Genomic DNA, 24,128 nt, shown 5'->3' on the forward strand with positions numbered 1-24,128 from the left:
GCGGGTGGAGCGGGGTTATTCGGGCAGGTGGCGCGAGAGGCGAGCGGCGGCCTCCAGCGGAGGTCCGGGCAGGACCTCGATCTCGCGACCGTGTTCCATCTGCGACAGCTCGAGGGCGGCCGAGCCGGCGAGATAGCAGGGCGGGCCGGCCTGCTTGAGGATCGCCTCCACCCGCGGAAGCTCGGGGCTGCGCATCAGCTGCGAGGAGCCATGGATGATCATTGCCGGCGCGCGCAGGCGACGGATCAGCGTATCGAGGCCCTCGGGACTGGTGGCATCGAACAGGGGCAGGGTCTTCATGCCGCGGCGTGCGCAGGCGAGCTGCAGCAGCATGCCGCCAACCTGCTGGTGGCCGCCGCCCAGCACCAGGCAGGGGTAGGACGGCTCGTCGCAGGCCCGTGTGGCCGAGCGCAACTGATCGGCGAAGGCGGCGGTGGCCCAGGCGGCGAAGATGGCCAGGCGAACCTCGCCTTCGGCACTGTGGCGGGATTCCTCGCGCAGGCGGCGATAAACCTCGAGAAAGGCGCTTTCATGTACGCCGTCCCAACCGTGCCGCATGACCAGCCGGGTGTAGATTCGATCCAGCTCGTCGGCATCCAGGTTGGCCACCGAGGCATACAGAGCCTCGGCGATCGGATCCATGGTGTGGGGGGCGATCCCGGGGCCGGGGCTGGCGCGGCGTTCGCTGGCGGCCTGGGGCCGGGTGTCATCGGCTTCGGGTGATTCGGCCCTGGCAGTGCCGTGTGCGGACTCGTCATTTAGTACGCGATGGACCTGCGAGACCGGGATGCCCTGTTCGAGCAGTTCCATGATCCGTTTGATGCGGGCGATGTCACTCAGGCTGTAGAGCCTGTGACCCTTGGGGGTGCGCATCGGCCGGATCAGCCCGTAGCGGCGCTCCCAGGCTCTCAGGGTGACGTCGTTGATCCCCGTCTCCGCGCACACGTGGCGGATCGGGTACAACCCTTCTTCGTCTTGAAGTTCGATGTGCGTCGCGCTCGCCATGAAATAATTGTACGACATTTGTACATCGCATGTACAAGGGGGTAGTGCACGATGCGATCCGCGTGATTCCGGGAAAGGGAATGAACCTTCCCTGTCTGCGCGTCCCAAAAGGGTAGCAACCTTTTCTAGATGCTGCTGGAGACCCGCATGTATGCAACCGTCGGAAACCGCTGGATCGGGATGTATGTCCCGTTGTTGCTTGTGGTACTGGCTGCACCCGGTGCGGCTCAAGCCAACCCGGAGATGGCCGACAGTGTGTCACCGTACCTGCGTCTGCATGTGGACGACCCGGTTCAGTGGCGCGCCTGGGATCCGGCGTTGCTGGAAAAGGCCAGGGAAGAACAACGCCCGCTGCTGATCTCCAGTGGCTACTACTCCTGCTTCTACTGTCACGTGATGCAGGAGGAGAGCTTCAAGGACGACGGTATTGCCGAACGGATGAACACGAACTTCATTCCGGTGAAGGTGGATCGCGAGGTCAATGGGGCGCTGGACAGCTATCTGCTCGAGTTCCAGCGTGCAACGGCCGGTAGTGCAGGTTGGCCGCTCAATGTGGTGGTGACCCCCGACGGTCATGCCCTGACGGGCGTGGTGTATGCCCCGCGTGACCAGTTCGCCGAGTTCCTCGATGGCATCACCCAGCGCCTGGAGTCGGATTACGACCGACTGGTGGATCTCGCCCGGCGTGGGAGCGAGGAGCTCACCCAGCAACTGCGCAAGGGAGAGGAACCGCTTTCCGAGGGCCGCGCGGGCCGACTGCCGCAGGTCCTGTGGAGCCGCCTGGAGCGCGAGGCCGACGACCTTCAGGGTGGTTTCGGTAGTTCCACCAAGTTCCCCCATTCGCCCTACCTGCACGCGATGCTGGAGGCCGAGCAGGCCGGCACGGCCCCAGGCTGGGTTGCCGAGTTTCTCGAGATCACCCTGGACGAGATGGCCCACTCCGGTCTGCGTGACGTGCTGGGGGGCGGCTTCTTCCGCTACTCCGAATCACCGGACTGGAACGAGCCTCACTTCGAGGTAATGCTGGAGGATCAGGCACAGCTCGCACTGGTTTATCTGCGTGCCGGTGAATATTTCGGCCGCGAGGACTGGGTTGATCTGGGGCTCGAGAACCTCGATTTCGTCAAGCGGGACATGGCCCTGCGCGAGGACGAGACGGGTGAGCAGGCGGAGGCTGCGGAGGGCGGTTTCCGCGGGTTTGCCTCCAGCCTGTCGGCCGTGGACGATCAGGGCCGCGAGGGCGGGGCCTACCTGTGGCCGGAAGAAGATCTGGAAGCCGCACTCGCGGACCACGAGTACCCGGAGTTGGTGCGTGCCTGGTTCGGCATGGAGGGCAGCTCGGTCTTTGATCTTGGCTACCTGCCGCGCAGTGGCGCGGGGATCGAGCAGCTTGCGGAGCGTTTCGACCTGGCAGGGGACGAGGTTCGCGAGCAGGTGGAGTCCGGCCGCGAGGCCCTGATCCAGGCGCGCGAGGCGCGCGGCCTGCCGCGTGACGAGAAGGTGCTGACCGGGGCGCACGGGCTGCTGCTGTCCGCCCTGGCGGAGGCGTCGGCGCACGATGCGCGCTTCCTTGACGCGGGCGCGGCGGTTCAGGCCTGGTTGCTGGAGGTCGCCGCCGACCCGGCGGAGCTGCCGGCGCTGATGGGTCTGCCCGCCGAGCAGGCGGGCACCGCTACGCTCAACGATTACGCCTACGTCGCGCGCGGCCTGCGCGACTGGGAAGCGGCAACCGGCGAGGGTGAACATGGCCCGGCCCTGGCACTGCTGGAGGCGGCCTGGGAGCGCTTCCGCGATGGTGACGGCTTCCGTTCGGAGCCGGAGCCGCCGCTGCCGGGGATGATCTCCCAGCGTTTCCACCCGGCGGTGCACCGGCCGTCCCCGACGACCCTGATCTTCCGTCTCAGCGAGGAATGGGCCGAGGACAGCGAGACGGTGGATGCCGCCTTCGCGGACTACGACCTGCGCCCGGGCCGCGCGATCGATGCCGACCCGGAGCAGCATGCCCGCCTGATCCTTTGGCTGCAGGAACGCGACTAACGGGTGCCGTCTGCAACCGGGTGCTGTTCGCGTTGCCGCCGCAGGTGCGCGCGAACTACGCTGTGCATCCGAAGGCCATCCTGGCCGTGCATGCGGATACACTACGGACGACTCGCCCGGCGAATTGATCAGCGTCTCCTTAAGGTGAGGCCTGGTCGGCGCGGCGCCCGGGCCAGCAGGATGCCCTTGGGGTGCATGCCCACTTCCGCGAGCGTGGCCTGTCCGGGCTGTTGGCAACCGTCTACAGGCTGAATCCGCGTTGACTGCTCTCTGCCCTGAAGGACGAGAGATTCCCAATTCATCAAGAACTGCCCATGCCGCAATCACGACACAGGACTGACATTCTCTCCAAGGGCGAGCACCGCCAGCCCGGCGGCTTTGATATTGACCGCAGCGTTCACGTCGCGGTCGTGTTCGGTGCGGCATTCGGGGCAGGTCCAGGTGCGAACGGACAGCGGTAGTGCGTCGACCACATGGCCGCAGTGCGAACACCGTTTGCTCGACGGGTACCACTGGTCGATGGCGACCAGTTGCCGCCCGGCCCATTCGGCTTTGTACGCCAGTTGTCGGACGAACTCGCCCCAGCCCGCATCACTGATGGCCTTCGCCAGGTGCGGGTTGCGCAGCATGTTCTTCACCTTCAGGGATTCGACGCAGATTACTTGGTTATCGTTGACGATCTGGCGGGACTGCTTGTGCAAGCGGTCCATCCGGCAATCGGAGATTTTGGCGTGAAGTCGAGCCACCTTCTTTCGGGCTTTGGCACGGTTGCTGGAGCCGAGTTTCTTGCGGCTCAGTCGTCGTTGCGCCAAGGCCAGTCGGGCGGCGTATTTTGCCGTATGGCGGGGATTGCCGGTTCGATGCCCGTCGCTGGTGACGAACAGGTCCTTCAGTCCGAGATCGATGCCCACCATCTTCGGGGTGACGGGCGGCTTCTCGGGGTCGAACTCGCACAGGCAGCTCACGAAGTAGCGGCCGGCCGAGTCCATGGAGATGTTGATGCTGGTGGGTTCGGAGGGAAGCGCCCGACTCCACCGGATGTTCAAGGGCTCCCGGCACTTGGCCAGGAACAGTTGCCCCTCCCGATACTGAAATGCCGAACGGGTGAATTCGGCCGATTGCCGACCCCGCTTGCGCTTGAAATTCGGGTACCGGGCACGGCCCGCGAAGAAGTTTTTGAACGCGGCCTGCTGATGCCGGAGGCACTGCTGAAGCGGCACCGAACTGACCTCGTTAAGGAAGTTCGTTTCCTCGACCTTTTTCATCGCGGTCAGGTAGGCGCTGGCCTCGGTGTAGCCCATCTTCTTCTGGCGCTCAAAGAACGCATCCGTGCGGTAGCGCAGCACGGTGTTGTAGACCAGGCGCACACAACCGAACGTCCGCGCCAGAAGCACTTCCTGCTCCGGCGTTGGATAGAAACGATACTTGTAGGCGCGCTTCACCATGGCTTACATTTTATCAATTTATCTGTAAACTTTAAACACAAAGGGCGCGCTTCCTCCTCGGCCTGAACGCCGAGGTCTCCGCCCTGGGAAAATCGATGAACGAGAGCCCGTCTCTGCCCCCGAGCCACCCCTTGCGGGAGGCGATTCACGACGAGGTCCACGCGCGCTTCTACGAGCCGCTGGACGCACCTGCCAGGGCCTCGTGGCTGGCGCTTTTGTCGCCGCGCGACTCCATCGATCGTGAACGCGAACTGGTCGCCGAGCTCTGCCGTAGTTTCGGCAGAGAGGAACCGCCCCCGGAGAAGAACTTCTTCGCCTGCGATCTGGGGCCGTTTCGCTTGCGCTGGGAACGCCACAACGAGTTCTCCACCTGGTCATTCTTCGTAACCGGAGAAGCCTTCAGCGACCCGTTCGCCGACCCGGCGATCAACCGCGTGCCGGCCGACTGGCTGAGCGAGCTGCCAGGGAGCACCATCGCCGCGATCCATCTGGCGCTGGAGTCGCGTGACATGCCGGAGCGGTCCTTCGAGCAGCTGGAAGCCGTATTTGCTCCGCACCCCATCGTCGGCAACGGCGTTGCTGGCGGGGATGGCCTGGTGTGGACCGATTTTCGGGTCCACGACGACGGTTTCTCCCGCTTCCTGGTCCGCGATGTCGATCTCACCCGGCGTGAGGCCGGGCGTATCGCCCAGCGCCTGTTCGAACTGGAGACCTACCGGTTGCTGGCCCTGCTGGCGCTGCCGCTGGTCCGCGAGCTGATGCCGGAACTCGACGAACTCGAGGGCCGGCTGAACGACATTAACGACGAGATGGCGGGGATCACCGAGCAGTTCGCCGCATCGGACCGCGAGCAGCAGTTGCTGGCGGTGCTCTCCGACCTTGCATCCGACGTCGAGCGCCTGAGCAGCTATGCCGGCAGCCGTTTCCACGCATCCCGCGCTTATGCCTCGCTGGTGAGCAGGGGCGCTGAGGAACTGAGAACCAAGCGCATGCCGGGGCTGCAGACCCTGTGCGAATACCTGGGCTGGCGCATGGATCCGGCCATGGGTACCTGCGCGTCGCAGGCGGAGCGGCTGGAGGTTCTGTCCACGCGCATCCACCGCACCGGATCGCTGTTGCGCACCCGGGTGGACGTGGCGCTGGAACGGCAGAACCGTGACCTGCTGAGCTCGATGAACCGGCGCGCCGACCTGCAGTTGCGCCTGCAGCGGACAGTGGAGGGGCTTTCGGTGGTGGTGATCAGCTACTACCTGACCAGCCTGGTGGCCTACCTGTTACGTGGGCTGGACGAGGTGGTTGCGTTGCAGTTACCGGTGAACATGGCCATCGGGATGGCGGTGCCGGTCGTGGTCGCGGGGGTGTGGTTGTCCCTGCGGTTGATGCGCACGCGCATCGAGCGCAAGGTCAGGCGCGGCGGGGGCTGACCCCCGGCGCCCGGGGTGGGCGCGAGGCCTTCATTAGTCGGAGCGGGAGGTGGCTTCCTTTTCGGCCTTGTGCAGGCGCTGGAGCATGGCCTTGAGGACCTTCGGGTTGCCGGCGACGACGTCGCCGCGGCGCATCACGTCCGGGTTGCCCTGCCAGTCGCTGACCACGCCGCCGGCTTCCTGCACGAGGAGCAGGCCCGCGGCCATGTCCCAGGGCTGCAGGCCCATCTCCCAGAAGCCGTCGAAGCGCCCGCAGGCGACCCAGGCCAGGTCCAGTGCGGCCGAGCCGGGGCGGCGTATTCCGGCAGTGCCCGGGACCAAGTGGCGCAGGCTGCTCAGGTAGCGCTCCAGGTCCTGGCCCTCGCGGAACGGGATGCCGGTGCCCAGCAACGCGCCGTTCAGGTCCTTGCGTTCGGAGACGCGGATACGGCGACTGTTGAGGAAGGCGCCGGCGCCGCGCGTGGCGGTAAACAGCTCTTCCTTCAGCGGGTCGTAGACCACCGCCTGCTCCAGCCGGCCCTTGTGTTTCAGGGCGATGGAGATGCCGTACTGCGGGATCTCGCGCAGGTAGTTGGTGGTGCCATCCAGCGGATCGATGATCCAGACGAAGTCGGCGTCGCTGCCGCTTTGTTCGCCGCCTTCCTCGGCCATGATCGAGTGGTCGGGGTAGGCGCGGCGCAGGGTGCTCACGATGGCCTGCTCGGCGGACAGGTCGACATCCGACACCCAGTCGTTACGGGCCTTTTCGCGGGTGTTCATGCGATCCGGCCGGCCCCAGGCGCGGGTGGTGATGCGTCCGGCCTCGCGGGCCGCCGATACCGCCGTGTTCAGCATGGGGTGCATGGGGTGTCTCCTGGTGTTCTTCGGGGTGTCCGGCGGGCGCGCGCACGCGCCGCGGGAAGGCCGCGAACAATACACAAGCCGCTCTTTTTTGGGAAGTCGAGAGCCCCCCTGTGTACAATCCGCGAGCTTTGATGCGGGCATGGCAACGGAGACTCCACGAATGGAAGAACGCCTGAACCGGGTGCGCGTCGTGCTGGTGGGTACGACGCATCCGGGCAACATTGGGTCCGCCGCACGTGCGATGAAGGCCATGGGAGTGACGGATCTGGTGCTGGTGGCGCCGGAGCGGTTTCCGCATGCCGATGCCACGGCGCTGGCGTCCGGGGCGGATGACCTGCTGGCGCGGGCGCGCGTGGTGGATGATGTGGCCGCCGCGGTCTCCGACTGCGTGTGGGTGGTGGGCACCAGTGCCCGGCTGCGCACCCACTCGGTACCGGTGCTGGGCCCGGACGTGGCGGCCGGGCAGGCGCTGGAGAACGCGGCCCTGGGACCGGTGGCCCTGGTTTTCGGACGTGAACACAGTGGTCTGACCAACACCGAGCTGGATTACTGCAACGCGTTTGTGCAGATCCCGACGGTGGCGGATTTCAGCTCCCTGAACCTGGCCGGCAGCGTGCAGGTAATGACCTATGCGCTCCGCATGGCGGCCCTGACCGGAATGGATCCCGGGCAGGCGAGTGCGGCAGGGGAGGCACGCGACCCGCTCGCGACCCAAGACGAGATGGAGGGCCTGTTCCGTCATTTCGAGCAGGCCCTGACGACCATCGAGGTGCTCGACCCGGACAATCCGCGCAATCTGATGCGGCGCTTGCGGCACCTCTATATGCGCGCCGGACTGACCGGCAGCGAGGTGCGCATGCTGCGCGGTATATTGACGCACACGGAAAAGGGCCGCTGAGGGCGCCGGAAACCGGCGTGATAACCTAGCGGATGACTCGGGAATTGAGGCCGGCCCATGTTTGACAGGATGCGCGAGGACATTCGCTGCGTGTTTGACCGTGATCCGGCGGCACGCAACGCCTTCGAGGTGCTGACCGCATACCCCGGCCTGCATGCGCTGTGGTATCACCGCCTCGCGCACTGGTTGTGGAACCACCGGATGCGCTGGCTGGGGCGCGTGATCGCGAACTTCAGCCGCTGGGTGACCGGCATCGAGATCCATCCGGGGGCGACCCTCGGCCGACGGTTCTTTATCGACCATGGCATGGGGGTGGTGATCGGCGAGACCGCCGAGGTCGGCGACGACTGCACGATCTACCACCAGGTGACCCTGGGCGGCACCACCTGGGAAGGCGGCAAGCGCCACCCGACGCTTGGCAACGAGGTGGTGATCGGTGCGGGTGCCAAATTGCTGGGCCCGATCCATGTGGGCGACCACGCGCGCATCGGCTCCAACGCAGTGGTGCTGAAGGATGTTCCGGCGGAGGCGACCGCGGTCGGCATCCCCGCCCGGGTGCTCGGCCCGCGGCCCGAGCCCGATCCGCGCTTCCAGCAGATGGCGGACCGCATGGGCTTCGATGCCTACGGCCTCTCGCGGGACATGCCGGATCCGGTGGCCAACGCGATCCACCGCATCGTGCAGCGCGTACACGACCTGGACGAGCGCATGGAACGGGCCTGCCAGGCGCTCAAGCGCGCCGGTATCGATCCGGGCGAGGCCCTGGGCGAGGACGATTCGGGCCCGCTGGAGGCCTGCGATCTGGAAGGTCTGGAGCCGGACGAGTGCGAGGTTCCGCCGAACGTGGCGCCCCAACAAGAACGTAAACAGCAAGGGAATACTTGATCGTTTTGCTCGGGTATTGCTAAGCTTGCCGGCAAATGACTGACAAGTGCACTCAACCATGAAACTGACGACCAAAGGCCGGTACGCCGTCACCGCCATGCTCGATGTGGCGATGCACACCCGCAACGGGCCGGTATCCCTGGCCGAAGTGGCGCGGCGGCAGAAGCTTTCGCTGTCCTATCTGGAGCAGCTTTTTTCCAGGCTGCGCCGCAAGGGGCTGGTGAACAGCAGTCGCGGGCCGGGCGGGGGCTATGCCCTCAGCCGTGAACCGGAGGGGATCAGCGTGGCCGATATCGTGGTGGCGGTGGACGAGCCGGTGGACGTCACCCGCTGCGGCGGCAAGGCCAACTGCAATTCGGATTCGCGCTGCCTGACGCACGACCTGTGGACCGATCTGAGTCAGCAGGTCTATGACTTCCTCAGCACCCGCTCGCTGGCGGATGTACTGCAGCGCCATCGGGAACAAATGGAAAAAGACGGCGTGCAGGAGGTCGTGATGCACGGCGCCCCTCTGCAAGCCTCGACCGGAAAAAGCCATGCGACCGCCAAAGCGGCCGCGGAAAGGAGCTAACGCGCAATGAGTGACCTGAAACTGCCGATCTACCTCGATTATTCCTCGACCACGCCGGTTGACGAGCGTGTGGCCGAAAAGATGGCCGGCTGCCTGACTAAGGACGGCCTGTTCGGCAATCCCGCCTCGCGCAGCCACAGCTTTGGCTGGAGCGCGGAGAAGGCGGTGGAGAACGCTCGCGGCCAGGTCGCCGAGCTGGTGGGCGCCGATCCCAAGGAAATCATCTGGACCTCCGGTGCGACCGAGGCCGATAACCTGGCGATCAAGGGTGCCGCGCACTTCTACCAGCGCAAGGGCAAGCACATCATCACCGTGAAGACCGAGCACAAGGCCGTGCTCGACACCACGCGTCAGCTGGAGCGCGAGGGCTTCGAGGTCACGTACCTGGGTGTGAAGGAAAACGGCCTGATCGACCTTCAGGAGCTGCAAGACGCGATGCGTGACGACACCATCGTGGTCTCGGTGATGCACGTGAACAACGAGATCGGCGTCATCCAGGACATCGAGGCGATCGGCAACCTTTGCCGTGAGCGCGGGATCGTGTTCCATGTGGACGCGGCCCAGTCGACCGGGAAGGTCGCAGTCGACCTGTCCAGCCTGCCGGTGGATCTGATGAGCTTCTCTGCGCACAAGACCTACGGTCCGAAGGGCATCGGTGCGCTGTTCGTGCGCCGCAAGCCGCGCGTGCGGATCGAGGCGCAGATGCACGGCGGCGGCCACGAGCGTGGCATGCGCTCCGGCACGCTGGCACCGCATCAGATTGTTGGTATGGGTGAGGCCTTTGCGCTCGCCGGTGCCGAGATGGGCCCCGAGCTGGAGCGCATCCGCATGCTGCGCGACCGTCTGTGGACGGGTCTCGACGGCATGGAAGAGGTCTATCTGAACGGCGATCAGGAACAGCGCGTGGCGCACAACCTGAACGTGTCCTTCAACTTCGTCGAGGGCGAGAGCCTGATCATGGCGCTGCGCGACATCGCCGTGTCCTCCGGCTCGGCCTGTACCTCGGCGAGTCTGGAACCGTCCTACGTCCTGCGTGCCCTGGGCCGCAACGACGAGCTGGCCCACAGCTCCATCCGCTTCTCCATCGGTCGCTATACGACGGTGGAAGAGGTCGACCACACGGTCAAGATTGTGCGCGCCGCGGTCGCCAAGCTGCGCGAACTCTCGCCACTGTGGGAGATGTACCAGGACGGCGTCGATCTGAGCACCGTCGAGTGGGCGGCCCACTAGGGGTCCGCTCGACACCACTAACGCAACGCGTACACACGCAACAGGAGAACGGTCATGGCTTACAGTGACAAGGTTCTGGACCACTACGAAAATCCGCGCAACGTCGGCAGCTTCGACAAGAACGACGACACGGTCGGCACCGGCATGGTCGGTGCCCCGGCCTGCGGCGACGTGATGAAGCTGCAGATCAAGGTCAACGACGACGGCATCATCGAGGACGCCAAGTTCAAGACCTACGGTTGCGGTTCGGCGATCGCTTCCAGCTCGCTGCTCACCGAATGGGTGCGTGGCAAGACCCTGGAAGAAGCCAGTCAGATCAAGAACACCCAGATCGCCGAGGAACTGGCGCTGCCGCCGGTGAAGATCCACTGCTCGGTGCTGGCCGAGGACGCAATCAAGGCGGCCGTGTCCAACTACCAGGAGCGCCACGGCGAGGCCGCGGAAGCCGAGAAGAAGTCTGCCTGAGGGTGCTATGTCGATTACAGTGACCGAACCCGCAGCCGAAAGGATCCACAACTTCCTCGACAAGAGAGGCAAGGGCGTGGGTGTGCGGCTGGCTGTCAGGACGACCGGCTGCTCCGGCATGGCCTACGTGGTGGAGTTTGCCGACGATATCGAGGACACCGATACGGTGTTCGAGGATCGCGGCGTGAAGCTGGTGGTGAATCCGAAGTCCCTCGTGTACCTCGATGGCACCGAGCTCGATTTCGGCAAGGAAGGCCTGAACGAAGGGTTCAAGTTCAATAATCCGAACGAGAAGGCCCGATGTGGCTGTGGTGAAAGCTTCAGTATCTGACTGACGATCGCATCCGGGGTGGTGCATGGCGGCCGATTGCTGGTCGTCGTCCCACCCCTTTTCTTTTGTCAGTGCGTCGCCAGTGCTTCTTGAGGCCGAGAGTTGATGAACGACCCATTCGAGCAGTTCGATCTGCCGGTCGCCTTCGAGGTGGACCGGCAACAGCTGGACGAGCGCTTTCGCCGCCTGCAGGCAGAGTTGCATCCGGACCGCTTCGTGCGCCAGGGCGACCAGGCCCGGCGCATGGCGGCGGCGGTGGCGGCCGACGTGAACGAGGCCTACGCGATCCTCGGGGATGACTACCGCCGTGCGCTGCACCTGCTGGAGCGCACGGGTGTGGCGTTCGACCCGGAACGCGATACCAGCCAGAACATCGAGTTCATCGAGGCGCAGATCGAGTGGCGCGAACGCATGGAAGAGGCCGCGGCGGCCAGGGATGGTGCCGCGCTGGAGGCCGCCGGCGAAGAGCTGGAGCAGGCCCGGGCCGAGGCACGGGCAAAGGTCGCGGATGCCCTGAAGGACCCGGCGGCCCCGGCGCCCGAGGCCAAGGACCGCGTGCTGGAATTGCGCTTTTTCGACCGCTTGCTGGACGAATTGAAACGAACCCGACAGAACCTGGCGCGCGGTTGATCCGCGGCCATGTGAAGGAGCCGAACACCCGATGGCGTTATTGCAGATCACCGAACCCGGAGCCGAGTCCGCGCCGCATCAGCGCCACCTCGCGGCCGGGATCGACCTCGGCACTACCCATTCGCTGGTCGCCACGGTGCGTAGTGGCGAGGCGGATACCCTGCCGGACGAGCAGGGCCGGCATATCCTGCCGTCGGTGGTCCACTACGCCGCGGATGGGGTGAGCGTGGGGTATGCGGCCGCGGAGCACGCGGCGGATGATCCGCACAACACCATCGCCTCGGTTAAGCGCCTGATCGGACGCGGCGCGGCGGATGTCGCGCGCCTATCGGGTGAGCTGCCGTTCCGCCTCAAGACCGGCGAGTCCAGCGTGCCGCGGATCGAGACGGCCGCGGGTGACAAGACCGCCGTCGAGGTGTCCGCCGATATCCTTCACACCCTGCGCCAACGCGCCGAAGCGACCCTGGGCGACGAACTCGAGGGTGTGGTGATCACCGTGCCCGCGTACTTTGATGATGCCCAGCGCCAGGCCACGCGCGATGCCGCGCAATTGGCGGGCCTGAACGTTTTTCGTCTGATCAGTGAACCGACTGCCGCTGCGGTGGCTTACGGGCTGGATCAGGGCGAGGAGAGCACCATCGCGGTTTACGACCTGGGCGGTGGGACCTTCGACATCTCCATACTGCAGCTGCGCCGCGGTGTGTTCGAGGTGCTGGCGACCGGTGGCGACTCGGCCCTGGGCGGCGATGACATCGACCGCACCATCGCCGACTGGCTATTGAACCAGGCCGGGATGGGCGGCGAGAACGACCCGCAGCGTCTGCGTCGGGTGTTGCTGGCCGCGCGCCAGGCGAAGGAGGCCCTGACTGATGCCGCGAGTACTGCCGTCGAGGTTGTACGCGCGGACGGCTCCACCTGGTCCGGCGCGTTGGATCGCGAAACCCTCGTGGGGCTGGCTCGTCCATTGCTGGATCGCACCATGAAGGCCTGCCAGCAGGTCCTCGCGGATGCGGGCCTGGAGACGGGTGCGATTGACGAGGTCGTGCTGGTGGGTGGTTCCACCCGTATGCCTGCGGTGCGCGAGGCGGTGGAAGGGTTTTTCGGTCGGGTCCCGCATGCCGGGATCGATCCGGACCGCGTCGTGGCGATTGGCGCCGCGCAGCAGGCCGACATCCTGGCCGGCAACAAGCCGGATACGGAACTGCTGCTGCTGGACGTGATCCCGCTGTCCCTGGGCCTGGAAACGATGGGTGGGCTGGTCGAGTTCATTGTCCCGCGCAACACCACCATCCCGGTCTCGCGGGCCCAGGAGTTCACCACCTTCAAGGATGGCCAGACGGCGATGTCCCTGCATGTGGTGCAGGGCGAGCGCGACGTGGTGGACGCCAACCGCTCGCTGGCCCAGTTCACCCTGTCCGGCATCCCGCCGATGGTCGCCGGCGCGGCGCGCATCCGGGTGACCTTCCAGGTGGATGCCGATGGGTTGTTGAACGTGACCGCGCGTGAACAGACTCAGGGCGTGGAGGCGCATATCGAGGTCAAGCCGAGCTATGGGCTGACCGATTCCGAGATCGAGCAGATGCTGCGCGATTCGGCATCGTCCGCGCGCGAGGATATGGAGGCCCGCCGCCTGCGCGAAGAACAGGTGGAGGCCGACCGCGTGCTGGAGGCGATCGACGCCGCGCTGCAGACCGATGGTGATCGCTACCTGGAGCCGGAGGAGCGCCAGACCATCGAACAGGCGCGCGATGCCCTGCGCGCCGAACGCGAGAAGGGCGACGACCCGGACGCGATCGAGGCCGCGCGCAAGCGCGTCGAGCAGGCCTCCGAGGCCTTCGTCGCGCGGCGCATGAATGACAGCATCCGGCGGGCACTCGCCGGTCACAACGTTAGCGAATACGACGCAGGGAACTGAGAACATGCCCCAGGTAATCTTTCTACCCCACGAGGAAATCTGCCCCGAAGGCGCCTCCCTCGAGGCCCCTTCGGGCATCAGCATCTGTGATCTTGCACTGCAAAACGGCATCGAGATCGAGCACGCCTGCGAGAAGTCCTGCGCCTGCACGACCTGCCATGTCTACGTGCGCGAGGGATTCGACAGCCTGGACGAGCCGACCGAGGACGAGGAAGACATGCTCGACAAGGCCTGGGGCCTGGAGCCGGACTCGCGCCTGTCCTGTCAGGCGATCGTGACCGACAACGATCTCGTGGTGGAACTGCCGAAGTACACTATCAACCAGGTCTCCGAGAACCACTGAGCGAGGGATAGGCGATGAAGTGGACCGACACCCAGGAAATTGCGATCCAGTTAGCCGACGAACACCCGGATGTGGACCCGCGCAACATCAACTTCGTGGATCTGCGTCAGTGGGTGATGAACCTGCCGGAATTCGATGACGACCCGGAACGCTCGGGCGAGCGCGTCCTCGAGGCGATCCAGCTTGCCTGGATGGACGAGGCCGACGTCGACGACTGATCGAACGGCCTGGGTCAAGGGCTTTCCTGACTCGTAATGGCGTTCAGCCAGCCGCCGGGTCGTAGGGTCGTAGGATGGGATGAGCGCAGCGAATCCCATCAAGGGACTGGCACGATGCGGGAAATGGTGCGTTTCGCTGCGCTCAGCGGCACCCAACGATCCGGCAACTGGCTGAACGTCATTGCGGATCAGGAGGGCGTCGTGGTGCAATCACGGGTTTCGGCGCTGGATTGCCGCGAAGGCGTCAGGTCGCTAGACTACGCGCCGCACGTTGCGTCCGCGTCTTTTTTGCGTTGGGAACCCGCCGAACGGCGGGTTCTCGCGTTTGCAGCCGGGCCCAGCGACCGAATTTCAATCCAAGTACCAGGAGAGCCGCCCCATGGCCGTTGAACGCACCCTTTCCATCATCAAGCCTGACGCCGTTGCCAAGAATGCCATCGGCGACATCATCAGCCGTTTCGAAAAGGCCGGCCTGAAGGTCGTTGGCGCGCGCATGATGCACCTGAGCCGCGAGCAGGCCGAAGGCTTCTACGACGTGCACAAGGAACGCCCGTTCTTCAACGATCTGGTCGAGTTCATGATCTCCGGCCCGGCGCTGGTGCAGGTCCTGGAAGGCGAGGACGCCATTGCCAAGAACCGCGACATCATGGGTGCGACCAACCCGAAGGAAGCGGCTCCGGGCACCATCCGTGCCGACTTCGCCGTGTCCATCGACGAGAACGCCGTACACGGCTCTGACGCCCCGGAGACCGCCGAGCGCGAGATCGCGTTCTTCTTCGGTGACGACGGCGTCTGCCCGCGTACCCGATAAGAGCTCCGCAGGCACTGCGGGGCCCGGCTGCACCGCGCAGCGGGCCCCGTAGGCAGGCATCCCTTCGGCACAGTACACTAGGGGACTTGAGCCAACCGGTCCCTGTTATGGCACACACATCCTCCACCCCCCTGAATCTCCTGGGCTACAGCCACCAACAGCTCGTCGAGCTGCTGGCGCAGTGGGGTGAACCGCGTTTTCGTGCCACCCAGCTGATCAAGTGGATCCATCAGCGCGGGGTCACCGACTTCGAACAGATGACCGACGTGTCGCGCAAGCTGCGCGATCGTCTGGAGCGCGAGACCGAGATCCGCGTGCCCGAGATCGGTCTGGAAAAGGCCTCCTCCGACGGTACCGTCAAGTGGGTGCTGCGGCTCCCCGACGGCAATGCCATCGAGACCGTCTTCATCCCCGAGGGCGGGCGCGGGACGCTGTGCATCTCCTCCCAGGTCGGCTGTGCGCTCGACTGCACCTTCTGCTCCACGGCCCAGCAGGGCTTCAACCGCAATCTCACCAGTGCCGAAATCATCGGTCAGGTATGGCTGGCCATGCAGCGGCTCCCGGCGCCGGATGGCCGCAAGCGGGCAGTCAGCAACGTGGTCCTGATGGGTATGGGCGAGCCGCTGGCCAATTTCGATGCGGTGGTCCCGTCCTGTCAGTTGATGACCGACGACAATGCCTACGGTCTCAGCCGGCGCCGCGTGACCCTTTCGACCTCCGGCCTGGTTCCAGCCCTCGATCGCCTGAGCGCACATACCGATGTCGCTTTGGCCGTCAGCCTGCATGCGCCCAATGACGCGTTGCGCGACCGTCTGGTGCCGATCAACCGCAAGTACCCGCTCGCCGAGCTACTGGATAGTTGCCGCCGCTACGTGGAGGCAACCGACGCCCACAGTGGCGTGACGTTCGAATACGTCCTGCTGGCCGGCGTCAACGACCAGCCCGAGCACGCCAACGAGCTCGCCGGGCTGTTGCGGGGTATTCCCGGCAAGATCAACCTGATCCCGTTCAACCCGTTCCCGGGGGCTCCGTTCGAACGCCCGTCGGAGGCCACCGTCCTGGCCTTTGAGCGGCGCCTGCAGAAGGCCGGCTACGTGACCACCGTCCGGCGCACCCGGGGCGACGACATCGATGCCGCCTGCGGGCAGTTGGTGGGGCAGGTCGAGGATCGAACCAATCGTGGCATGCGCATGTTCCGCCTGCATGCCGAGTTGCCACAGACGGATCGGAGGGCTTCATGACTGGACGCGCGGGTTTGCGCATCGCCGGGGTTCTGACCCTGGCGCTGCTGCTGGGTGGCTGTGCCGCCACGGCCGACCGACCGGTCTCCGGCGAACGCGAGGATGCCGCCGAGGTGCATGCCGAACTGGGCATCGGCTATCTGCGCGAGGGCGAGTTCGAGCAGGCCGAGCGCAACCTGCGGCGGGCGCTGGACTATGACCCCGGCTATGTCCTCGCCAATATCGGGATGGCAGCCATCTACGAGCGCAAGGACCAGCTGGACCGTGCCGAGGAACACTATCGCCGGGCCCTGCGCCGCGACGAGGACAACCCCTTTGCGCAGACCAATCTGGGCGCATTGCTTTGCGCTCGCGAGGACTTTGACGAGGCTCAGGAGCTGTTCGCCAAGGCGATTAAGAATCCGGATTACGATCGTCGCGACATCGCTCACATGAACTCCGGCGTCTGTCACGCGGACGCGGGCGATGCCGAGGAGGCCGAGCGGCAGTTGCGCCGGGCGCTGGAACTCAATCCGCAGTATCCCCGCGCGCTTCTGGAAATGGCGCGGCTGACTTATCAGGACGACCGGCCGATGCAGACGCGGGCCTTCCTGCAGCGATTGGACAGTCAGGGGGTCGAGAATGCCGAGACGCTGCTGCTGTGCTATCAGGCCGAAAGCGCGCTGGGCAACAGCCGCGCGGCCAACGCGTGTGCCGAGCGTCTGAGCCGCCATCACCCGGACAGCGACGAGATGGCCGAGCTGCGCCGCCTGGAGCGTGAAGGGTGAGCGATCCACGCGACAAGGAACCGGGCCTCGGGCGAGTCGAGGATGTCGATGATTCAACGAACAACGTCGCCTCCCTGCGCACCGAGGGTTCGGACCCCGATCCGGAGCCGTCCTTCTCTGCCGCGCATGGTCTGACCACCCGGGACCACCCGGAGGCATCCGGACCGGAGGCGCCCCGCGGTGAGGACGAGCCCGGCGCCAGTCTGCGGCGGGCGCGTGAGGCGGCCGGTCTGGACACCGCGACCCTGGCCAGCCGCATCCACCTCGGGCGCGGCACCCTGGAAGACCTGGAGGCCAATCGCTTTCATCACATGCCGCCGGCGTACGTGCGCGGCTATCTGCGCTCCTGCGCCCGCGAGCTGGGCGTGGCCGCGGATCCGTGGATTCAGTCCTTCGAGAGCCACGGGATGGTCGACCCCGAACTCCGGGCCGTCGCAACGCCCTCCGCGCGCGACCGTCAGCGTCGGCGCGGCCGCGGTATTTACTGGCTCGCCTTGCTGCTGGCCGTGATCCTGCTTGGGCTTGGGGTCTATGCCTGGAGCGAGCGCACGGACACGCCCGGGTGGCCGTCACTGAACCTGGGCGAGGCGCGGGATGCCGTCCCGAGCCTCGCCGATTTCCAGACCCCGGACGACGCCGAAGGGCGGAGCCCGTCGACTGCCGGGAGCACCGATCCGGAGCCCGCTACGCCTGCGCCGGAGGCCCTCCCGGAGGGCACCCAGCCGGAGCCGGCGGGTGCCGAGGGATCGGCCGGTGCCCCGGAAGCATCCTCGGAATCCACCGTGCTGGCTGAGGCCCTGACCGAACGCCTGGCCGTGCCGGAAGAGCCGGTCACGCCAGAGCCCCCCGTGCGGGCCGAAAGCGCAGCCCCTCTGGATGCTTCCCCGGTGATCGAGACTTCCGGTGAAGGTTCGGTGGCGGGTGAGGGCGCGCAACTGGTGCTGGAATTTGGCGAGACCTCCTGGGTGGAGATCCGCGATGCCGCCGATGAGGTGGTTTTGACCGGCGTGCTCAGCTCGGGTGACCGCGAGGAGATTCGCCTGGATCTGCCTGGCCGGGTGATCCTGGGCAACGCGTCCGGGGTCTCGCTGACGCTGGATGGCGAGCCGGTAGACGTCGAGACGCATATCCGGAGCGACCGCACCGCGCGCTTCGATCTGGAAGGCTGAGACCGGGTCTTTCCGGCAGGCCATCACGTACAAACAAAAAGACACCATGAAAGCGATCAAGTCGATCCGCGGGATGCATGACATCCTGCCCGAGTCCATTCATGTCTGGCAGCATCTGGAAGCCACCCTGCGCGAGGTTGTGGAGGCCTACGGCTACCACGAGGTCCGCATGCCGATCGTGGAGTCGACCGAGCTGTTCAAGCGCTCCATCGGCGACGTCACGGATATTGTCGAGAAGGAGATGTACACCTTCGACGACCGCAATGGCGACAGCCTGAGCCTGCGCCCGGAAGGCACCGCGAGTTGCGTGCGCGCGGGGATCCAGCACGGGCTGCTGCACAACCAGGTGCAGCGACTGTGGTACCTGGGGCCGATGTTCCGCCATGAGCGCCCGCAGAAGGGGCGCTATCGCCAGTTCCACCAGGTTGGGGTCGAGGTGTTCGGCCTGCCGGGGCCGGATGTCGACGCCGAGATGCTGGCGATGACCGCACGGCTGTGGCGCATGCTCGGGCTCTCGAACGTGCGCCTGGAGCTGAACACGCTGGGCACCCCGGAAAGCCGGCAGCGTTATCGCGACCACCTGATCGCCTATTTCGAGCAGCATCGTGACGCCCTGGACGAGGAGGCGCAGCGCCGGCTGTACGACAACCCGATGCGCATCCTCGACAGCAAGCATCCCGATACCCGCGAGGTGGTCGCGCAGGCCCCCAGCCTGATGGATGATCTGGACGCTGAGTCGCGCGCCCATTTCGACGGCTTGTGCGCGCATCTGGATGCGCTGGGCATCACGTACGAGCACAACCCGCGCCTGGTGCGTGGGCTCGATTACTATACGCATACAGTATTCGAGTGGATCACCGAGGATCTCGGTGCCCAGGGTACGGTCTGCGCCGGCGGGCGCTACGACGGCCTGGTCGAACAGCTCGGTGGCCGTGGCACCCCGGCGATCGGGATGGCAATGGGCCTGGAGCGGCTGGTTGCGCTGCTGGAGGCGCGCGAAGACGCCCCGGCAGCGCCGGGTCCGGATGCCTACCTGATCGTCGGCGGCGACGAACTGGTCGGCCCGGCACTGCAACTGGCGGACCAGCTGCGTGGCGAATTGCCGGGGCTGCGACTGGTCCAGCACTGTGGTGGCGGCAGCTTCAAGTCGCAGATGAAACGTGCCGATCGTCTGGGGGCGCACTATGCCCTGGTGCTTGGTAGTGATGAGCATGCCGCGGGCACCGTCACGGTGAAGCCGTTAAGATCGCAGGGCGGCGAGCAGGTGGCCGTCGACCGTGCCGCTCTCGCCGACCATCTGCGCACGGCTCTGCAAGAGCGCTCGTAGTCAACGCAAGGATAGAGAACACGATGAGTTATCTCACCGACGAAGAAAAAGCCGAACGCATCAAGCAGTGGTGGGCGAACAACGGCATGGCGATTGTGGCTGGCCTGGTTCTGGGGGTCGGCGGCCTGTTCGGTTGGAACTGGTGGAGCGATCGCGAGGAATCGCGCGCCCAGGTAGCCTCCGAGATGTATCAGGCCCTGCAGGTCGCCGGTCAGACCGATCGCGCGCTGGAACTGGCCGACGCGGTGATCGAACAGGGACGGGGTACGCCCTACCGCGCGCTTGCCTGGGTCTACCGGGCCGATGTGGCGATCGCGCAGGACGACACCGATACCGCGATCGACGCGCTGCAGGCTGCGCGCGACGCGGCCCCCGATCGCGGGTATCGCGAGGTGCTGACGCTGCGTCTTGCGCGCCAGATGATCCTGGCCGAGCGCCTGGATGACGCCGAGGCGACCCTGGCGGACGTTCGCAGCGATGCCTTCACGGGGCTGAAGCGCGAGCTCGAAGGGGATCTGGCCCGCGCCCGTGGCGATCGCGAGCGGGCCCGCGAGCATTACGAGGCTGCACTGGACGCGGGGCACAGTCCCGAGTACCTGCGTCTGAAATACGAAGAACTTTCCGTCTAGAGGACCCGTCGCCTGATGTCTGTGCCTTCCCTTGCGAGTCCGGTCATGCGCCTGCTGATTGCCAGCGCGCTGATCCTGTCCCTGAGCGCCTGCGGTCTGTGGTCGCGCGATACCACGGAGCCGCCGGCGGACCTGCCGGAGTTCGAGGCCGAAGCGCAGCCGGAGCGGCTGTGGTCGCGCTCGGTGGGCAGCGGTGGCGAGCGCTTCCTGTGGCAGGTCTATCCCGGAATCACCGACGACCTGGTCGTGATGAGCGACGCCACCGGGCGGGTCTCCGGTCTGAATCCCGACGGTGGCAGCCAGCGCTGGCAGGTGCGCCTGGATGATGCCCGGGTCTCCGCGGGGGTCGGCGTCGGTGACGGCCTCGCCGTGGTCGGCACGCTGGACGGCTACGCCATCGGCGTGGATCTGGACGGCGATGGCGAACGCTGGCGTGCGGCGCTCTCCAGCGAGGTACTGGCAGTCTCGGATGTGTCTGGCGGGCTGGTCATCGTGCGTACCAACGACGGCCGCATCCATGCCCTGGACGCCGACTCGGGCGCCACCCAGTGGACCGCGCTGCGCACCACGCCCTCGCTGAGCCTGCGCGGGGCCCAGCGCCCGCAGATCACCTCCGGCCGTGTGCTGGCCGGGTTCGACAACGGCCGCCTGCTGATGCTGGGGCTCAACCGCGGCAACGTGCTGTGGGAGACCACCCTGGGGGTTCCCACCGGGCGCACGGAGGTCGAGCGCATGGTGGATCTGGACGGGCATATCCCGATGTATCGCGGCGCTGCCATTGCGGCCACCTACCAGGGAAGGCTCGCGGCGCTGGATCTCAACTCCGGCGAGATCTTCTGGGTCCGTGATTTTTCTTCCTATCAAGGCGGGGATGTGGATACGCGTTCCGATGTCCTGGTCGTGACCGATGCCGAGAGCCACCTGTGGGGCCTGGAGCCCCGCAGCGGTGGTGACCTGTGGCAGATGGATGGCCTGCGCCTGCGTGGTGTGACCGCGCCGGTGGTGGTCGGCCAGCACGCCATCGTCGGCGACTACGAGGGCTACCTGCACTGGATCGACGTCGAGGACGGGCGCATTGTCGCCCGGCTGCGCGCCAGTTCCGGTTCCGTGGTTACGCGTCCCACCCTGGTGAACGGCACGCTGTATGTCGTCACCGACAACGGGCAGCTGACGGCCGTGAATCCCTCAATCCGGGGTGACGAGTGAGCCACAGGTTTTCAGGGCGCCGGGTTCTCCGCGCAGGGCGCAGCCGCAGATGATTCCGGTTATCGCCCTGATCGGTCGGCCGAATGTCGGCAAGTCCACATTGTTCAATCAGCTCACGCGCTCGCGCGATGCCCTGGTGGCGGACGTCGCCGGACTGACGCGTGATCGCCAGTACGGCATTGGCAAGGTCGGCGACTTTCCCTATCTGGTCGTGGACACCGGCGGGCTCTCGGGCGAGGGCGCGCAGATGGACCGGGCCATGGCCGAGCAGACCGAGCGCGCGGTGGCCGAAGCCGATCATGTGTTGTTCCTGGTGGATGCCCGTGACGGCCTGACGCCGCAGGATCAGGCGATTGCCGATCAGCTGCGTGGCGCCGGGGTAAAGGCGCGGGTCGTGGTGAACAAGACCGATGGCCTGGATGCCGATTCCGTCAGTGCCGAGTTCTACGCCCTCGGGCTGGGGCAGGTGACCTCCATTGCCGCAGCACACGGGCGCGGCGTACAGGGCCTGATGCAGGCGGTGCGCAAGGACGTGGCGGCCGCGCGCCGGGCGGCCAGTGAAGATGCCGGAGACGACGAGGCCGCCAGTGACGGCCTCGACGAAGCCTCGCAGCAGGCGGCGCTGGATGACTGGCCGGGCATTCGCGTCGCGATCGTCGGACGCCCCAACGTCGGCAAGTCGACTCTGGTGAATCGTATCCTGGGCGATGAGCGCGTTGTGGCCACGGAAGTGGCCGGTACGACCCGCGACAGCATCTTTGTCCCGTTCGAGCGCGACGGTCAGGAGTACACCCTGATCGATACCGCCGGTGTACGCCGCCGTGGCCGGGTCCACGAGGTGATCGAGAAATTCAGCGTCATCAAGACGCTGCAGGCGATCGAGTCCGCCCACGTGGTGGTCCTGGTGGTGGACGCCCATGCCGGGCTGTCGGATCAGGACTCCCACCTGCTGGGGATGGTCATCGAGGCCGGACGCTCGCTGGTGCTGGCCGTGAACAAGTGGGACGGCCTGGACGACCACGCGCGCGAGCGCATCCGCGACGAGCTGGACCGGCGCCTGGGGTTTGTCGATTTTGCCCGCATGCGCCTGATCTCGGCCTTGCACGGCACCAATGTCGGGCATCTGCTGGACGACGTGTGCGAGGCTCACGCCAGTGCCTTCCGCAAGATCTCCACGCCGGAGCTCACGCGCCTGCTGGAGGCCGCGGTGGCGGAGCATGCGCCGCCGATGATCAGCGGCCGGCGCATCAAGCTGCGCTACGCGCACCAGGGGGGGCAGAACCCGCCGGTGATCGTGATCCACGGCAATCAGACCGATGCGCTGGCCGGGAGCTACAAGCGTTACCTGGAAAACTTCTTCCGCAAGCAGCTCAAGCTGGTCGGGACACCATTGCGGCTCGAATTCCGCTCCGGGCGCAATCCCTATGCGGGCCGGCGCAACAAGCTCACCCCGAGGCAGCAGTACAAGCGCAAGCGCCTGATGCGGCACGTGCGCCGCTGATCGCGCCGGTGGTCCCGGGGCATCCCGCCAATCCGATGCGTGACCCGGCGCTGTCCGGCTTCGCCGAGGTAGTGGAGCCGTTTCGGGTGATGGACATCCTGGCACGGGCCCAGGCGGCCGAGCGCTCCGGGCGCGACATCATCCACCTGGAGGTAGGGGAGCCGGACTTCCCGACGCCGCCCGCGGTAATCGCGGCCGGTCGCGCCGCGCTGGCGGAGGGGGATACCCGCTACACCCCCGCGCACGGGACCCAGGCCCTGCGCGAGGCGCTCTCCGCCGACTACCGGCGACGCCATGGGGCCGAGGTCGATCCGGAACGCATCGTGATCACCGCGGGTGCCTCCGCAGCCATCCTGCTGGCGCTGGCGGCGGGGGTGAATCCGGGCGAGGAGGTCCTGCTGCCGGACCCCGGCTACGCCTGCAACCGCCAGTTCGTCGCCGCGCGTGGGGCGACCCCCGTGGGCTTGTCCGTCCAGGCCGAACATGCCTTCCAGCCGACCGCCGAGTCGATTGCCGCCGCGTGGGGCGCCAATACCCGGGCGGTGCTGCTCGGGTCGCCGGCGAACCCGACCGGGACCTGCCTGTCGCGTGATCGGCTGGCTGCGATCGTCGAGACCGTGCGCAAGCGGGGAGGCCTGGTGATCATGGACGAGATCTACGCCCAGATCGTCTTCGATACCCCGGAGCCCAGTGCCGCCGCCGGCTTCCCGGATGTGGTGGTGATCAACTCGTTCTCCAAGTACTTCGCCATGACCGGGTGGCGCCTGGGCTGGATGGTGGTGCCGGAAGCCTGGGTGGACCCGGTACGGCGTCTGGCGCAGAACCTCTTCGTGGCCCCGGGCACTGTGGCGCAGGCCGCCGCACTCGCGGCTTTCGCCCCCGAAACCGAGGCCCTGCTGCAGTCCCAGGTCCAGGAACTAAAGGCGCGCCGGGATGTGCTACTGGACGCGTTGCCCAGGCTCGGCCTGGAAGTGCAGGCACGCCCGGAGGGGGCGTTCTATGTCTGGACCGACTGTCGGGCGCATGGAGTGGATTCCGAGGCCCTTTGTGCCCGAATCCTGGACGAGACGGGGGTGGCCCTGACTCCGGGGACGGACTTCAGCCCCACCCGCGGTCGTGATTATGTGCGCATTGCCTACACTCAGTCCGAGTCCCGCCTGCGCGAGGCGCTGGAGCGCCTGCAAACCGTGTTCGCCCGCGGGTGACACGGCTCTCGCGGTTCCGGGACCATCGCACT

24 protein-coding genes are annotated in these 24,128 nt (G+C 66.3%); 21 read left to right on the top strand and 3 right to left on the bottom strand.

The window, feature by feature from the left end; translation table 11 throughout:
* Positions 1–15 precede the first annotated feature (15 nt).
* Positions 16–1,023, bottom strand: a complete 1,008-nt coding sequence (locus tag TVD_RS04835) for a MerR family transcriptional regulator (protein ID WP_047250951.1) — start codon at positions 1,021–1,023, stop codon at positions 16–18.
* Positions 1,024–1,152: 129 nt separating this feature from the next.
* Here TVD_RS04835 and TVD_RS04840 point away from each other — a divergent pair, with 129 nt between their 5' ends.
* Positions 1,153–3,042 (top strand): thioredoxin domain-containing protein, encoded by a 1,890-nt coding sequence (locus TVD_RS04840; protein WP_047250952.1) that lies wholly within the window; start codon positions 1,153–1,155, stop codon positions 3,040–3,042.
* Positions 3,043–3,365: 323 nt separating this feature from the next.
* Here TVD_RS04840 and TVD_RS04845 read toward each other — a convergent pair whose 3' ends face one another.
* The gene (locus TVD_RS04845; protein ID WP_019563140.1) at positions 3,366–4,487 is read right to left on the bottom strand and encodes an RNA-guided endonuclease InsQ/TnpB family protein; all 1,122 of its coding nucleotides are present in this window, start codon (positions 4,485–4,487) and stop codon (positions 3,366–3,368) included.
* Between the two features lie 95 nt (positions 4,488–4,582).
* On the opposite strand from TVD_RS04845, the gene TVD_RS04850 reads away from it, so the two are divergent.
* Positions 4,583–5,911: a DUF3422 family protein gene (locus TVD_RS04850; protein WP_047250953.1), complete on the top strand. Its 1,329-nt coding sequence runs from the start codon at positions 4,583–4,585 to the stop codon at positions 5,909–5,911.
* Between the two features lie 33 nt (positions 5,912–5,944).
* Here the strand turns inward: TVD_RS04850 and TVD_RS04855 are convergent, their stop codons facing one another.
* Positions 5,945–6,754: an inositol monophosphatase family protein gene (locus tag TVD_RS04855; protein ID WP_047250954.1), complete on the bottom strand. Its 810-nt coding sequence runs from the start codon at positions 6,752–6,754 to the stop codon at positions 5,945–5,947.
* A 160-nt stretch (positions 6,755–6,914) separates the two neighbouring features.
* Here TVD_RS04855 and TVD_RS04860 point away from each other — a divergent pair, with 160 nt between their 5' ends.
* From TVD_RS04860 to TVD_RS04950, 19 genes are all read left to right on the top strand, one after another.
* The gene (locus TVD_RS04860; RefSeq protein ID WP_018939095.1) at positions 6,915–7,652 is read left to right on the top strand and encodes an RNA methyltransferase; all 738 of its coding nucleotides are present in this window, start codon (positions 6,915–6,917) and stop codon (positions 7,650–7,652) included.
* A gap of 57 nt (positions 7,653–7,709) precedes the next feature.
* On the top strand, positions 7,710–8,537 hold the full coding sequence (gene cysE, locus TVD_RS04865) for a serine O-acetyltransferase (protein WP_019568247.1): 828 nt from the start codon (positions 7,710–7,712) through the stop codon (positions 8,535–8,537).
* A gap of 58 nt (positions 8,538–8,595) precedes the next feature.
* The gene (locus tag TVD_RS04870) at positions 8,596–9,108 is read left to right on the top strand and encodes an Rrf2 family transcriptional regulator (RefSeq protein ID WP_018145989.1); all 513 of its coding nucleotides are present in this window, start codon (positions 8,596–8,598) and stop codon (positions 9,106–9,108) included.
* Between the two features lie 6 nt (positions 9,109–9,114).
* Positions 9,115–10,338: an IscS subfamily cysteine desulfurase gene (locus TVD_RS04875; protein WP_018145988.1), complete on the top strand. Its 1,224-nt coding sequence runs from the start codon at positions 9,115–9,117 to the stop codon at positions 10,336–10,338.
* Positions 10,339–10,392: 54 nt separating this feature from the next.
* A complete protein-coding gene (gene iscU / locus TVD_RS04880) occupies positions 10,393–10,803 on the top strand; it encodes a Fe-S cluster assembly scaffold IscU (protein ID WP_018145987.1) in 411 nt (136 codons plus the stop codon).
* A 7-nt stretch (positions 10,804–10,810) separates the two neighbouring features.
* The gene (gene iscA / locus TVD_RS04885; RefSeq protein ID WP_018939093.1) at positions 10,811–11,134 is read left to right on the top strand and encodes an iron-sulfur cluster assembly protein IscA; all 324 of its coding nucleotides are present in this window, start codon (positions 10,811–10,813) and stop codon (positions 11,132–11,134) included.
* 105 nt (positions 11,135–11,239) lie between these two features.
* Positions 11,240–11,764 carry a Fe-S protein assembly co-chaperone HscB gene (gene hscB, locus TVD_RS04890; RefSeq protein WP_018145985.1) on the top strand — a complete coding sequence of 175 codons (525 nt, stop codon included), beginning with the start codon at positions 11,240–11,242 and terminating at the stop codon, positions 11,762–11,764.
* A gap of 31 nt (positions 11,765–11,795) precedes the next feature.
* Positions 11,796–13,679 (top strand): Fe-S protein assembly chaperone HscA, encoded by a 1,884-nt coding sequence (gene hscA / locus TVD_RS04895; RefSeq protein WP_019563135.1) that lies wholly within the window; start codon positions 11,796–11,798, stop codon positions 13,677–13,679.
* A gap of 4 nt (positions 13,680–13,683) precedes the next feature.
* Positions 13,684–14,022 carry an ISC system 2Fe-2S type ferredoxin gene (gene fdx, locus TVD_RS04900; RefSeq protein WP_018169505.1) on the top strand — a complete coding sequence of 113 codons (339 nt, stop codon included), beginning with the start codon at positions 13,684–13,686 and terminating at the stop codon, positions 14,020–14,022.
* A gap of 14 nt (positions 14,023–14,036) precedes the next feature.
* Positions 14,037–14,240, top strand: coding sequence for a Fe-S cluster assembly protein IscX (gene iscX / locus TVD_RS04905; RefSeq protein ID WP_047250955.1), 204 nt, complete (start codon positions 14,037–14,039; stop codon positions 14,238–14,240).
* Between the two features lie 379 nt (positions 14,241–14,619).
* Positions 14,620–15,051 carry a nucleoside-diphosphate kinase gene (gene ndk, locus TVD_RS04910; RefSeq protein ID WP_018145981.1) on the top strand — a complete coding sequence of 144 codons (432 nt, stop codon included), beginning with the start codon at positions 14,620–14,622 and terminating at the stop codon, positions 15,049–15,051.
* A gap of 107 nt (positions 15,052–15,158) precedes the next feature.
* A complete protein-coding gene (gene rlmN / locus TVD_RS04915) occupies positions 15,159–16,292 on the top strand; it encodes a dual-specificity RNA methyltransferase RlmN (protein ID WP_018145980.1) in 1,134 nt (377 codons plus the stop codon).
* Positions 16,289–17,059: a type IV pilus biogenesis/stability protein PilW gene (gene pilW / locus TVD_RS04920; RefSeq protein WP_018169508.1), complete on the top strand. Its 771-nt coding sequence runs from the start codon at positions 16,289–16,291 to the stop codon at positions 17,057–17,059. Before rlmN ends, pilW begins: the two co-directional genes overlap by 4 nt.
* Positions 17,056–18,228: a helix-turn-helix domain-containing protein gene (locus TVD_RS04925; protein ID WP_018939090.1), complete on the top strand. Its 1,173-nt coding sequence runs from the start codon at positions 17,056–17,058 to the stop codon at positions 18,226–18,228. Before pilW ends, TVD_RS04925 begins: the two co-directional genes overlap by 4 nt.
* Before the next feature lie 46 nt (positions 18,229–18,274).
* Complete coding sequence (gene hisS / locus TVD_RS04930) at positions 18,275–19,555, top strand: histidine--tRNA ligase (RefSeq protein WP_047250956.1); 1,281 nt, start codon at positions 18,275–18,277, stop codon at positions 19,553–19,555.
* 23 nt (positions 19,556–19,578) lie between these two features.
* Entirely contained in the window at positions 19,579–20,184 is a 606-nt protein-coding gene (locus TVD_RS04935) for a YfgM family protein (protein WP_047250957.1), read from the top strand.
* 45 nt (positions 20,185–20,229) lie between these two features.
* Positions 20,230–21,390, top strand: coding sequence for an outer membrane protein assembly factor BamB (bamB, locus tag TVD_RS04940; protein WP_019563132.1), 1,161 nt, complete (start codon positions 20,230–20,232; stop codon positions 21,388–21,390).
* Between the two features lie 49 nt (positions 21,391–21,439).
* The gene (gene der / locus TVD_RS04945) at positions 21,440–22,891 is read left to right on the top strand and encodes a ribosome biogenesis GTPase Der (protein ID WP_019563131.1); all 1,452 of its coding nucleotides are present in this window, start codon (positions 21,440–21,442) and stop codon (positions 22,889–22,891) included.
* Between the two features lie 35 nt (positions 22,892–22,926).
* Entirely contained in the window at positions 22,927–24,096 is a 1,170-nt protein-coding gene (locus tag TVD_RS04950) for an aminotransferase class I/II-fold pyridoxal phosphate-dependent enzyme (RefSeq protein ID WP_047251907.1), read from the top strand.
* Positions 24,097–24,128: the final 32 nt, after the last annotated feature.

Source organism: Thioalkalivibrio versutus (genome assembly GCF_001020955.1).
Taxonomy (GTDB): Bacteria; Pseudomonadota; Gammaproteobacteria; order Ectothiorhodospirales; family Ectothiorhodospiraceae; genus Thioalkalivibrio; species Thioalkalivibrio versutus.